This is a genomic window from Erwinia sp. MMLR14_017 (genome assembly GCF_033657285.1).
Classification (GTDB): domain Bacteria; phylum Pseudomonadota; class Gammaproteobacteria; order Enterobacterales; family Enterobacteriaceae; genus Erwinia.
Window position 1 is genome coordinate 62,830 of record NZ_JAWVWP010000013.1, and the last position, 12,414, is coordinate 75,243.

Annotated in this window: 11 protein-coding genes; 4 read left to right on the plus strand and 7 right to left on the minus strand. The window is 53.2% G+C overall.

All coding sequences use genetic code 11. The annotated features are described in order from the left end of the window. Nucleotides 1-214 precede the first annotated feature (214 nt). Nucleotides 215-1,321, minus strand: coding sequence for a glycosyltransferase (locus tag SD961_RS18675; protein WP_318791834.1), 1,107 nt, complete (start codon nt 1,319-1,321; stop codon nt 215-217). 258 nt (nt 1,322-1,579) lie between these two features. Here SD961_RS18675 and SD961_RS18680 point away from each other — a divergent pair, with 258 nt between their 5' ends. Beyond that, nucleotides 1,580-2,560 (plus strand): deacetylase, encoded by a 981-nt coding sequence (locus SD961_RS18680; RefSeq protein WP_318791835.1) that lies wholly within the window; start codon nt 1,580-1,582, stop codon nt 2,558-2,560. Between the two features lie 29 nt (nt 2,561-2,589). Further along, nucleotides 2,590-3,822, plus strand: coding sequence for an O-antigen ligase family protein (locus SD961_RS18685; protein ID WP_318791836.1), 1,233 nt, complete (start codon nt 2,590-2,592; stop codon nt 3,820-3,822). Nucleotides 3,823-3,837: 15 nt separating this feature from the next. Here the strand turns inward: SD961_RS18685 and SD961_RS18690 are convergent, their stop codons facing one another. From SD961_RS18690 to rfaD, 4 genes are read right to left on the minus strand one after another with little or no spacing between them, the layout of a single operon-like run. Beyond that, nucleotides 3,838-4,758 carry a glycosyltransferase family 2 protein gene (locus SD961_RS18690; protein ID WP_318791837.1) on the minus strand — a complete coding sequence of 307 codons (921 nt, stop codon included), beginning with the start codon at nt 4,756-4,758 and terminating at the stop codon, nt 3,838-3,840. Continuing rightward, nucleotides 4,755-5,744, minus strand: a complete 990-nt coding sequence (gene rfaC / locus SD961_RS18695; protein ID WP_318791838.1) for a lipopolysaccharide heptosyltransferase RfaC — start codon at nt 5,742-5,744, stop codon at nt 4,755-4,757. The genes SD961_RS18690 and rfaC overlap by 4 nt, the downstream gene beginning before the upstream one ends. Beyond that, entirely contained in the window at nt 5,732-6,793 is a 1,062-nt protein-coding gene (gene rfaF, locus SD961_RS18700) for an ADP-heptose--LPS heptosyltransferase RfaF (protein WP_318791839.1), read from the minus strand. The genes rfaC and rfaF overlap by 13 nt, the downstream gene beginning before the upstream one ends. A 12-nt stretch (nt 6,794-6,805) precedes the next feature. Then, nucleotides 6,806-7,738 (minus strand): ADP-glyceromanno-heptose 6-epimerase, encoded by a 933-nt coding sequence (gene rfaD / locus SD961_RS18705; RefSeq protein ID WP_318791840.1) that lies wholly within the window; start codon nt 7,736-7,738, stop codon nt 6,806-6,808. 231 nt (nt 7,739-7,969) lie between these two features. On the opposite strand from rfaD, the gene SD961_RS18710 reads away from it, so the two are divergent. Further along, the gene (locus SD961_RS18710; protein ID WP_318791841.1) at nt 7,970-9,166 is read left to right on the plus strand and encodes a glycine C-acetyltransferase; all 1,197 of its coding nucleotides are present in this window, start codon (nt 7,970-7,972) and stop codon (nt 9,164-9,166) included. Between the two features lie 11 nt (nt 9,167-9,177). Further along, entirely contained in the window at nt 9,178-10,206 is a 1,029-nt protein-coding gene (tdh, locus tag SD961_RS18715) for an L-threonine 3-dehydrogenase (RefSeq protein ID WP_318791842.1), read from the plus strand. A 75-nt stretch (nt 10,207-10,281) separates the two neighbouring features. On the opposite strand, the gene SD961_RS18720 is transcribed toward tdh, so the two are convergent. Beyond that, nucleotides 10,282-11,190 (minus strand): hypothetical protein, encoded by a 909-nt coding sequence (locus tag SD961_RS18720; RefSeq protein ID WP_318791843.1) that lies wholly within the window; start codon nt 11,188-11,190, stop codon nt 10,282-10,284. Then, nucleotides 11,183-12,412 carry a glycosyltransferase gene (locus SD961_RS18725; protein WP_318791844.1) on the minus strand — a complete coding sequence of 410 codons (1,230 nt, stop codon included), beginning with the start codon at nt 12,410-12,412 and terminating at the stop codon, nt 11,183-11,185. The genes SD961_RS18720 and SD961_RS18725 overlap by 8 nt, the downstream gene beginning before the upstream one ends. Nucleotides 12,413-12,414: the final 2 nt, after the last annotated feature.

Here is a 12,414-nt window from a genome sequence, read left to right on the forward strand (position 1 = left end):
AGTTGGCGTTTCGCTGCGCGGTTTCCCGGCAGAAACAGCGGGATCGGGCATGATGATTCTTTTAACAAAGAGCTCAGATATCCGTTCCTGTAGGTGAGCGTTATCATGGGCTAAAAACCTTAGGTATTAAGTAAAAAATGGGTTCGGGTTGCCAGTTTCACTGGCAGACGGCTTATTCTACCCCTGAAACAGCAGGTTATGCAGACGACCTTTGTTAATTAACTTTAATTAAATCAAGGTACTGTTTGCATATTGCTTCAATACTGTAAGCGTTCACATCGGGCGTGCACATCTCAGGTGGATGCAGATACACCTCTTTTATAGCGGCCGCCAGCGAATCATCATTCAGTTCTGCCAGCCCGCGTGAAAGCTCGCCGGTAAGAATAGTGACCGGGCCGCCCGGGCACCGGGTACTGACCACTGGCGTATGGCAAATCAGCGCTTCTACTAACACATTGCCAAACCCTTCACTGTCTGAGCTGACAACCAAAAGCTTGGCGTGCCGGATATAGGGGTAAGGATTGTCAACGAAGCCCTTGAAAATCACCCTGTCGCTGATATTTAATTCCGTCGCCAGCCTCTTTATCGCTGTGGTGACCTCTGGTCTGCCCTGGCCTATCAGCACCAGGGGCACTTCCAGCCCGCTTTTAGCATAAGCGCGAAGCAGTCTGTCATGGCGTTTAGTTGGATGAAAACGTCCCACATGGATAACGTACTCCTGGCCCGCCAGGCTGCAAGGCTCCAGGGATAAAGATTCGATGGCTGCAAAATCGAAGGGATTATAAATGACCTTTTCACGCTTTGGCTTCACATTAAAGGCTTGCTTAAGATCCTTTACCACATAGTGAGAAACGCCAATAATATTCCGCTGCTGATAAATATTGCGCGTTTTGACTTTTTTCAGCCACAGCGAAAATCCTCTGCGTCGGGCCAGATAGGAGGCGGAGAAAACGCCGTGCAGGCAGTACCAGGTCCGCTCCGGATTAAGGTGAGGGCAGCGGCGGACAATTCTGTCGGTTTTGTGCAAATGCGAGACGATCAGGTCATAAGACCCACCGCTCTGTTCGGCAAGGGTAATGTGTTTATCCAACTGGACAGCCCGACGGTGCAATTCGGTAAGTTTCCGCCACGGTTTTTTGCACTTATCCTGTATCACATGATAATCGAGACCGGCCGGAAGCGGGTATTCGCACACTGCCCGCAATGAGAATAACGAAACCCGATGTCCGCGCTCAATCAGCCCTTTGGCAAGCGTCAATACCACTTTCTCTGCTCCGCCACCGGGCAAGCCATCAATGATCATCAAAATGCGCTTGGACAATTTTTTACCCTTAAACAGAAAACGTGCGTCGGGCGCTATGCCGCCTCGGGTCGCGTAAAATCAACCCACCTGCGAAAATCAGGGCGCTGAAATGCGCTAACTTATTGTGCTGTTTCTATTAGCTGCAGTTATCTTAGAAAATTAACTGCAAGAGTGCCACAGCTGAATCGGCCTCTGTTGACTTGCGGTAAATCTCTTTGCGTCTCACAGGCCTGCTGCGTAACATAGCCCCGAGCCTATCAGGAGCCTGTACCCGGCATGAACAAACCAGCATTCTTAATCACCATTGATACGGAAGGTGACAACCTTTGGCGTAATCGCACCGGAAAGGTTACGACTAAAAATGCGGGTTATCTCGCGCGATTCCAGCAACTTTGCGAAAAATATACGTTTAAGCCCACCTGGTTGACCAATTATGAGATGGCTGTTGATCCAGTCTATCAGGCGTTTGCCCGCGACGTGATTGCTCGTCGCCAGGGAGAGGTGGGCATGCATCTTCATGCCTGGTACAGCCCGCCGGACTATCAACTCACCGACGATGACTGGCAGTTTCAGCCCTATCTGATCGAATACCCGATTGAGGAGATGCGCAGGAAGATTGCGTATATGACGCAGCTGCTGGAAGAAACATTCCAGACCAAAATGGTGAGTCACCGCGCCGGTCGCTGGGCCTTTAATGAGCACTACGCTAAGTTGCTGATTGAATTTGGCTATAAAGTGGACTGCTCCGTCACGCCGCGCGTGAACTGGCAGTTTTCACCGGGCGCTCCTCAGGGCAAAGGCGGGACAAATTATACCCATTTCCCTGAACATGCCTACTTCCTTAATACGGAAGATATTTCCCGTGAAGGCGATTCGTCGCTGCTCGAAGTCCCTATGACCATCCAGTATAAGCACTCAGGCTTGATGAACAGCCTGAAACAGGGCTATGACCGGCTCAGGGGTAAGCAACGCTCGCCTTCAGTTCACTGGCTTCGTCCTGTTGGGGGCAACCTGCAGCAAATGATCGGTGTGGCGGAGAAAACGCTGGCAGGCGGAGCGGACTATATTGAGTTTATGCTTCACTCTTCCGAATTTATGCCTGACGGCAGCCCGACGTTTAAAAATGAAGCGGATATCGATCGCCTCTACAGCGATCTTGAGCAGCTGTTTAGCTGGTTGCAGAGCCGCACGATCGGCATGACGCTGGCAGACTATGCGGCAACCAAAGTGCGCAAAAATTCCTCAAGCATGGGATAAGAGTAAAAATGACGATCGGTATCAGGAAGATGGATTTTCGGTCAGCGTTCTATTTCCTGGCGTTGGCTACTATGTTGTTAACGATTATGGTGACCTTTATTGATGTAAAAGGAGCCAAGGTCCTTTTTTACTGGACGTTCTATTTTTCTCTGGCGGGGATTTTGTCAGACTGGAGAGCCTGCGATAAGTCGCGGCTGTGGTTTATTGGCCTGTTAGCAGCCGTAGGGTTAAGCAAAGTTCTCTGGTTCTACTGGGAGTATCTCGGTGACAGCGATTACAACCCTTTTAACGACTATTTGAATTCAGGGAAACGCCTTTTACTGGCCTGTGTTGTCGGTTACTGGCTGTTTTCACAAATGAAAAAGCATCAGCTCAAGAGCTTCTGGCTACTGCGTAGCGGTTTGATACTGGCCTTTGCTGCGGCCACGCTTTTTGGTTTCTACCAGTATTTCAGCGATATGCATCGGGTGGTATTTGCGTTGGACCGCGCCACCATTTCAGCCTATGGCTACGCTATGCTCTCCACGATGGTGCTGTTTTTACTCGCTTCTGAAAAGCACACCCTGGCAAATATTCTGCTGTGCCTGCTGGTTTTTTGTCTTTCCTATTTTATCCTTGTGCAGACCGGCACCCGAAATATGATGGCGGCCTGGCCGCTTATTATCCTGGTGGTTGGCGCATTGCAGTTCCGTCATTTTGGCTGGAAATCATTACTTGGGGTGCTGGCAGCATTAGCCGTTGTGATCGGATTAAGTTATAAACCGATGATTGAGCCTAAGCTGAATGCCACGATAAATGAGTACAACACCTACGTTAGCTCAGACGGCAATAAATTCGGTTCGCTAACCTCGCGACTTTCGATGTGGAAAGTCGGCGCATTTTGTCTCAACCAGGAGCCGTTGGGCATGAAGTCTGAGGAGCGTACCGCCTGCTTCCAGCACTATGTCAAAACCCGTCATCAGGACAAGATCTCTCTGATGTATGAAAAAGTGCATCTGCATAACGAGCTGCTCGACAGCGCCACGTTACAGGGCATTCAGGGGGCGTTAGTGATCCTGCTCTTCTATATCGCGCTGGTTGTGTATGCCTGCCGCACGCGTAATGCGATGCTGCTGGCCGTTATGCTGGGTGTGATTGTGAGTGGGTTAACCGATGTGGTCTTTATTAGCCGTGAACTGACCGTCTGCGTGGCACTGATGCTGCTGGTGTGCGAAATGTTGAACACGCTGAAGATAACCCCAGTCAGAACCCAGCCAGACTAACTCCTTCCGGGGCCTTCAAAGGCCCCGTTTACGTACCTTCAGCATTTTCCGTTTGTAGCTCAATCTGACCTTTGGATGCAGAAGAAACTGAATCAGGCTCGTCCGGCCGATGCGTTCTCTGACAATCGACCCCTGCTCTGTTCCGCGCAAAGCGTCATGATAGCGATTGGCGATATCGATCCAGTGGCAGGTGATAAGCGGGGAAAAATGAGAAGGCAGAACCCTGTCCATCTGCTGCGTGGCGGCAATCAGACAGGCAATTTTCGGCTCGTCAATCGCGGATGAAAGGCTGGTAGCATGCTTGCGATAGAGATAAAAACCGCGATCGGAAAAAAGCGTTTTCCGGCTTTGCGTCAGCAACAGTGGAAACAGCCAGGTATCCTCATAACAGATAAAGTCCGGGAACGCGTGCGCCTGCAGCAGAGCGCGAGAGAAAAACTGGCCGATGAAATGCGCCTGATAGTCGCGGTGGATCAGAAAGCGTTCAATGGCCTGGTGCTGAGTCAGCTCTTCCGGCTCGGCGCTCTGCCACTGTGGCTCCGGCGTATGCTCACGGACTTCTATAATTTTGCTGAGAAGGATGCCCGGCTGGTGAACGCTCAGGGTGTCGAGCCTTTCATGCAGCGCGCCGGGCAGAAGCCGATCGTCACTGTCCACCATCAGGATATAATCGCCTGAAGCCAGCCTGACAGCGTGATTACGCGCTTTTCCTACATTGCGGTGCGTAGCAGAGACGTGGCTGAGCTGGGGGAGACGCCGGGCGTACTCATCAATGATGGTCTGGGTACTGTCGGTTGACGCATCATTGACGATAATAATCTCCGCCTTCTCCAGCGAATCACCCAGCGAGGCGATAATACTCTCCAGCGTGGCAGCAAGAAAACGCTCGCTGTTGTGCGCAGCAATCAAAATGCTTAGCTGGCAGGGTGCTTTCATTCGCTGATAACCGCTGGTGGCGACAGTAAGAGCTGGAGCTGCGCCATCACATGCTGAGGAGTGATATCTGCCATATTACTTCCCTGTTGAGGGCGCAGCACGCTCTGATTTTTGCCGTAACCACCTATCAGCCCAGGGTCAGTTGGGCCATAAAGCGTGATATTAGGGCGATCCAGCGCGGCGGTGAGATGGCTCAGGCCGGTATCCACCGACACCACGGCTGTTGCGCCTGCCAGCGTCCGGGCAACCTGCTCCAGAGTCAGTTTGGGCAGCACCTCAACAAAGTCGAAGCCCTCTGCCAGCCTGATGGCTCGCTGGTGTTCATGTTCAGCACCCCAGGGCAGCTTGATCTTCACGCCACTCTCTGCCAGCAGGCCAGTCAGCTCACGCCAGTGGCTTTCCGGCCAGTGCTTGGCATCGCGGGTGGTGGCATGCAGAAAAACAAAATACCTGCCTGCGTCCGCTGGCGGTTCGCTCTGGAAATGTTGTGCAATAGCGTAGTCACCTTCGCTTTCGGGCAGAGGGTATCCCAGGCTTTTTGCAAAGAGTTCGCGCGTCCGCTGGACAGCATGCTGCTTTTTGTTGATTTCATGACGTTTATCGTACCACCAGCTGGCAAAAGGCTCTCTGGCGCTGCGGCTGTCCTGCCCGTGCTTCTCGCCTTTGGCGATACGGGTAACCAGCGCGGCGCTTTTGATCAGGCCCTGTGCGTCGATAACCAGATCATACTGGGTCGACTGCACTTCGCGTTTAAACAGAAAACGCTCCTCCCGAACTTCACTGCCAAACCAGTGCTTGCGCCAGCGGCGGATAGCGACGGGAATCACCTTTGCCACTGCGGGATGCCAGGCGGGGATCTGGGCAAATCCCTCTTCAACTACCCAGTCGAAACGGATGCCGGGAATAGCCTTCATCGCATCGGTCAGCGCAGGCAGCGTGTGTAGCACATCACCCATTGATGACGTTTTAACAATCAGGACGTGCATGGTTTCTCCTGGCCTTCACCCAGCAGGGTGTTCAGCTCGGCAATCACGCGCTCAGGTTTAATATCAATCAGGCTCTGATGGTAGCCCTCTTCTGCCTCACCCTTACGCACCTTGTGATAACCGGTAATCAGGCGGATAACGCGCGCTTTGTCCGACAGCGGTGGCGTAAAGTCAGGGCTGCTGGGGCCATAAAGCGCAACAAGCGGGCGGTCCAGCGCCGCAGCGATATGCATCAGGCCGGAATCATTACTGATCACGGCACGGCAGTGCGCCAGCAGGATAACAGCCTGCTCCAGCTGCGTTTCCCCCGCCAGATTACGACACTGGGCGCGTGACTCTGGGTGCAGGCTTTGCAGGATCTGTTCGCCCGTCTCTTTGTCCTTAGCTGAACCGAACAGGGCAATCTGATAGCCATTGTCGATCAGCTGTTGCGCCAGGGCGGCATAATGATAATGCGGCCAGCGTTTTGCCGGGCCGAATTCTGCTCCGGGACAGAAACCGATAACCGGGCGTTGAACGGACAAACCGAACGTTTCCGCGACGATCAGCTTCTCTTCTTCTGTAACCTGTAATTTTGGCCATAGCAGTGGCTGAGGAAGATCTGCCGCGCTGGCAAAACGCTGCTTGTCATAAGCGAGCGCCACATAGCGTTCCACCATCAGCGGCCAGGCAGCTTTATCCAGCACACGCAAGTCGTTCAGCAGGCCGTAGCGCATCTCGCCCCGCCAGCCCGTACGCGTTTTAATATCGGCAAAAAAGGGCACCAGCGCAGACTTAAAGGAGTTCGGCAGAACATAAGCCCTGTCGTACCCTTTACTGCGCAGCGCCTTGCCCAAACGCCGCCGTTCGCCCAACTGTAGCGCACCGTGCCCAAGCGGCATCGCCAGCGCTTCATTGACTTCAGGCATACGTGACAGCAGTGGACGGCACCACGCGGGTGCCATCACATCAATCACGGCGTCAGGTTCTGCGGCCTTCAGCGTGCGATAGAGACTTTGCGACATCATCATATCGCCAACCCAGGAGGGGCCGATTACCAGAATTTTCATTGCCGTGTCCCGTTACGCGTTACGGTTCAGCCATGCCATATATTCCGCTACGCCTTCTGCTACCGTTTTAAACGGTTTGTCATAGCCGGCGGCACGGAGTTTGGTCTGATCGGCCAGGGTATAAGCCTGATAACGGCCTTTGAGTTTCTCGGGGAAAGGAATGTATTCAATTTCCCCTTTCTGGTGGAAGTTGAGGGCGGCATCAGCCACTTCCTGGAAGGACTCCGCACGGCCTGTACCGCAGTTAAAGATGCCGGAAACGTTGTTTTCCCAGAACCACAGGTTAACGGCGGCGACATCCTCAACGTAGATAAAGTCGCGCTTGAAGCTGTCGCTGCCTTCAAACAGCTTCGGGTTCTCGCCGTTATTCAACTGGGTGTTGAGATGGAAAGCCACGCTCGCCATGCTGCCTTTATGCCCTTCACGGGGGCCATAGACGTTGAAGTAACGGAAACCACATACCTGCGAACCCGCCTCAGGCAGGATCTGACGCACATAGTGGTCAAACAGCATTTTGGAGTAGCCGTAAACGTTCAGCGGCTCTTCATACTGACGCTCTTCGATAAAATTGTCGTTACGACCGCCGTAGGTGGCAGCAGAGGAGGCGTACAGGAACGGAATTTCGTGTTCGAGGCAGTAGTGCAGCAGCTCTTTGGAGTACTGATAGTTGTTATCCATCATGTACTTGCCATCCCACTCGGTGGTGGATGAACAAGCGCCTTCGTGGAACACAGCTTCAATATCGCCGAAATCCTCATCCGCCAGGATGCTGATCAGGAAATCTTCTTTGTCCATGTAATCGGCGATATTTAAATCCACCAGGTTGGCAAATTTGGTGCCGTCTTTCAGGTTGTCGACCACCAGGATGTCGGTATGGCCTTTTTCATTCAGCGCTTTGATGATGTTGCTGCCAATAAATCCTGCGCCGCCGGTGACGATAATCATGAGCATTAACCTTTAAAGATGAGGGTGAAACGGGAGGTTCCACACGCTAATGCCTCTTATCATAACATCTCATCTGGTAGCAGGCAGCCAGATGACTCCGTAACGGAATGTAATTCGCAAAAAAGCGCATTAATTATGCTGCGATAATCACACTACACGATCTGTATCCTCGTCCCTTTCCTTTCCCTTCAGTAAAATATTCCGCTATTCAGCCTTTCCCGGAGTATGAAAATGTCATTGCCATTTTATCAGCAGCTTACGCAACGACTGCGCGAGGTTGAAGAGGAAGGATTGTTCAAGACAGAGCGCCTGATTACTTCTGCTCAGCAGGCCGATATTGCCCTTCAGGGCGGAGGCCATGCGATCAATTTCTGCGCCAATAACTACCTTGGCCTGGCTAATCACCCTGCGCTGATCGCTGCCGCAAAAGAGGGTATGGAGAGCCACGGTTTTGGTATGGCGTCGGTACGGTTTATCTGCGGTACGCAGGATAGCCACAAGCTGCTGGAACAGAAGCTGGCAGAGTTTCTTCATATGGAAGATGCCATTCTCTACTCCTCCTGCTTTGATGCCAACGGGGGCCTGTTCGAAACGCTGCTGGGCGCGGAAGATGCTGTGATTTCCGATGCGCTGAATCACGCCTCGATTATTGATGGCGTCAGGCTTTGCAAAGCGAAGCGCTATCGCTATGCCAACAACGATATGGCTGAGCTTGAGGCAAAACTGCAAGAGGCCAGAGCGGCGGGTGCAAGGCATATCATGATCGCTACCGATGGCGTTTTCTCGATGGATGGCGTTATTGCCAATCTCAGAGGGATTTGCGATCTGGCGGACCGCTATGAGGCGCTGGTGATGGTGGATGATTCGCATGCGGTGGGATTTGTCGGCGCGGGTGGTCGCGGCACTCATGAGTATTGTGAAGTAATGGGGCGGGTCGACATCATTACCGGTACGCTGGGTAAAGCGCTTGGCGGTGCTTCCGGCGGCTATACGGCGGGAAAAAAGGAGGTGATTGAATGGCTTCGTCAGCGGTCTCGGCCCTATCTTTTCTCCAACTCGCTGGCACCGGCTATCGTCGCGGCGTCGCTGCGCGTTTTAGATATGCTGACAGAGGGAGACGGCCTGCGTCAGCGGCTGTGGGAGAACGTGACCTTCTTCCGCACTGAGATGAGCAAAGCGGGCTTTGCCCTGGCCGGTGCCGATCACGCCATTATCCCGGTGATGCTGGGTGATGCGCGGGTCGCACAGGAATTTTCCCGCCTGCTCCAGCAGGAGGGCATATTTGTGACCGGTTTCTTCTATCCGGTGGTGCCGAAAAATCAGGCGCGTATCCGCACTCAGATTTCTGCGGGCCACAGCCATGAACAGCTGGTGCATGCGATCGATGCTTTCACCCGAATCGGCAAACAACTTGGCGTGATCGCCTGACAGGAGCGGTAATGAAAGCGTTAGCAAAATTGCGGGCGGAAGAGGGGATTTGGCTGATCAACGATGCGCCGATCCCGGAACCCGGCCATAACGATCTGCTGATTAAAATCCGTAAAACGGCTATCTGTGGCACAGACGTGCATATTTATAACTGGGATGAGTGGTCGCAAAAAACCATTCCCATACCGATGATCACCGGGCATGAATATGTCGGTGAGGTCGTGGGTATTGGACAGGAAGTAAAAGGGTTTTCGCTTGGGGATCGCGTATCGGGAGAGGGGCATATCACCTGCGGACATTGCCGGAACTGCCGCGCGGGAAGGACACATCTTTGCCGCAACAGTGTGGGCGTTGGCGTCAATCGTCAGGGATGCTTTGCGGAGTACCTGGTGATCCCGGCGTTTAATGCATTCCGTATCCCGGACAATATTTCCGATGAGCTGGCGGCAATATTTGATCCCTTTGGCAATGCCGTCCACACCGCTTTATCTTTCGATTTAGTGGGCGAGGATGTACTTATTTCCGGTGCCGGGCCGATTGGGATTATGGCCGCAGCCATCTGCCGTCACGTGGGGGCCAGGCATGTGGTGATTACCGACATTAACGATTATCGTCTCGATCTGGCCCGTAAGGCGGGGGTGACGCGGGCGGTGAACGTCAGCCGTGAGGATCTGGATGGGGTCATGCGGGAGTTGGGGATGACGGAAGGGTTCGACGTTGGGCTGGAGATGTCGGGCGCGCCAGCCGCTTTTCGCAGCCTGCTCAGCGTAATGAACCACGGTGGACGAATTGCGCTGCTGGGTATTCCGCCGTCAGAGATGTCCATTGACTGGAATCAGGTCATTTTCAAAGGTCTGTTTATCAAGGGCATTTATGGACGGGAAATGTTCGAAACCTGGTATAAAATGGCGGCGCTGATCCAGTCAGGACTGGATATCACGCCAATCATTACTCATCGTTACGGGATTGATGATTTTCAGGCTGGTTTTGATCGGATGCGTTCAGGGCAGTCCGGCAAGGTGATCCTCGACTGGACCTAGAGCGTCAGGGCCGGGGTGAAAACCGGTTCTTTACTGCTGATAACAGGGTCAGCCTGGAGGCCAGCCCTGTTGCATTTACTGCTGTTTTTCGGCATCCGTGAGATAGCGGACTTTACGGGTATAGTCCTGGCCCTTAAAGGTCAAGGGTGCCTCAGCCGATTCAAGGTATTTCTGCCATTCAGAAAGGGGGAAGCCGCCATGAGCGCCAACCACTTCTTTGGGTATGGCAGCCGTACTGCCGCCTATCTTTTTCGAGACTGGCCAGTTCATCCAGTCGCCAAGATTGACCGTTTTTAAATCCAGCATATCCAGCAACGCCGCCAGCGGTAACTGATCGGTTGGAGGCTGTGAATCATCCATCAGCTCCCAGGTATCCTGGAAAAGCGTCAGCCACAGCGGACAGATGCGTTTCCACGTTTGTCGCGTTGCGGCCAGAAAGGCACCGTTGACGTGATCGACAATGTAGGGCCGGACGCTGTTACGGTAATAAGCAGGCCGATTCTGTTCCGGCGCTTTTGCCAGCTTGGCTATCATCTTGCCCTGACGGAAGCTGGAGTAAATATGGCCATCATGCATATTAATTTCAGGCATTTGCAGCAGATTAAGATCGGAATCGATCATCAAAATCCCCTCCGTGCGGGCCTGCAACGGAGCCTGAAGTTTGATTAAACGGCTACGATAAATCTGCTTATAGCGGTAGTTCTCTTCGCGCAGCGGCACATCCAGCGTGACCACGCGGGTTCTGGCCGGAAGCTCACCAAACTGCGCTGCAGGCTGGTCGGAAACAATCACGATCTCTTCAGCCTGCGGGGCAAACCGGGAAGCAAAAAGCGCGCTGAGCCTGGCCTCTTCAACAAAATCTGCCCCCGTGCAGGGGATCACTACCGAGGTGACGGGAATGCTGCCCTGCACCTCTTTCTGCTGATAAGAGAGGTTATGGCGGGAGCAAATATAACGAAAATGAGGTTTTAAAAATTCAAACATGCGATGAGTTTCCATGAGACGCATTTTGCAAAATAGTTTCCACGCCAGCGACATAATGTTCAATAGCATAGTGCGCTTTCACGTTGGCGTTGGCCTGCTGTAACAGCGACGTGCGTTTACCGGCATCAAGATAGAGCGTTTTCATCCGCTCAAACAGCGCCTGGGTGTCGCCATACTTAAACAGTAACCCCGTTTTTTCGTGCGAGATAAGCTCAGCCGTGCCGGTGACGTCAGAGCCAATCACCGCAGTATTCAACAGCATCGCTTCCAGTACCACACGCGGCAGGCCTTCACTTTTAGAGGCCAGGATAAACACATCAAACGCGGCAAGATAGTCGAGGGCGTTGGAACGAAAACCGGTAAACATTATGCGGTCGGCAACGCCTGCCTGAGCAGCCTGACGCCTGAGCGCCACCTCTTCCGGGCCTTCACCCAGGATCACCATACGCCAGTCAGCCTGCGGAAACTCAGCGGCGAACTTCTCCAGCGCCTGCAAAATGTGATGGTTAGATTTACGTGGGATCAGGGAGCCAATACTGCCGAACACAAAACACTCTTCGCTGACCTGCAGCAATTGCTGACGCATTTCGGCGCGCGCTGGCAGAGGTTGCCAGATATCAATAGCATTAAACACGGTGAAGCATTTTTCGGGCTTCACCCCGTTAGCTACCAGTACGTTACGCACACCCTCAGACACGGCGATGATCGCATCTGCCCGCTGATTCACCATAGCAACCAGATCGCGGTTCAGAACCGGCTCAATGCGGCAATGCTGCACTACCGTTACAGGTAAACCGGCTGCGGCCAGGTAACCTTCCGCATTAGAGCCGGGTTGATTATTCATATAGAGCAGATCGCTGTCGGCAAGAGCCTGACGAATTTGCTTAGCATTCGGCTGGATCCGCCAGCGCATATCGACCCAACGGGTGGTTTTCTGGCGCAGGGAACGGCTGAAAAACACCAGCGATCTCAACAGTTCTTTAGCCACTTTGGCCCAGCGTGGCTGTTTGCGCTGGTTGATAAAAATGACCGGGAAGCCCAGCGATTCCAGCACCTGACCAATTGAGTCGCCTTTGCCGCGCCGGTAGTTATGATAAAAGCAGCAGCGGATGTCGAACTGGGTGCGGTCGATACGCTTAAGCAGCTCCAACATACTGTTGGTGCCGCCACCCCATTCATTGCCGGTATCCAGCAACAGAATTTTTTTACGCTGATCTGCCATGC

Coding starts and splice junctions, on each gene's coding strand:
- SD961_RS18680 (WP_318791835.1), top strand. CDS start 1,580: ATGAACAAACCAGCATTCTTAATCACCATTGATACGGAAGGTGACAAC.
- SD961_RS18685 (WP_318791836.1), top strand. CDS start 2,590: ATGGATTTTCGGTCAGCGTTCTATTTCCTGGCGTTGGCTACTATGTTG.
- SD961_RS18690 (WP_318791837.1), bottom strand. CDS start 4,758: ATGAAAGCACCCTGCCAGCTAAGCATTTTGATTGCTGCGCACAACAGC.
- rfaC (WP_318791838.1), bottom strand. CDS start 5,744: ATGCACGTCCTGATTGTTAAAACGTCATCAATGGGTGATGTGCTACAC.
- rfaF (WP_318791839.1), bottom strand. CDS start 6,793: ATGAAAATTCTGGTAATCGGCCCCTCCTGGGTTGGCGATATGATGATG.
- rfaD (WP_318791840.1), bottom strand. CDS start 7,738: ATGATTATCGTCACCGGCGGCGCAGGATTTATTGGCAGCAACATCATC.
- SD961_RS18710 (WP_318791841.1), top strand. CDS start 7,970: ATGTCATTGCCATTTTATCAGCAGCTTACGCAACGACTGCGCGAGGTT.
- tdh (WP_318791842.1), top strand. CDS start 9,178: ATGAAAGCGTTAGCAAAATTGCGGGCGGAAGAGGGGATTTGGCTGATC.
- SD961_RS18720 (WP_318791843.1), bottom strand. CDS start 11,190: ATGTTTGAATTTTTAAAACCTCATTTTCGTTATATTTGCTCCCGCCAT.
- SD961_RS18725 (WP_318791844.1), bottom strand. CDS start 12,412: ATGGCAGATCAGCGTAAAAAAATTCTGTTGCTGGATACCGGCAATGAA.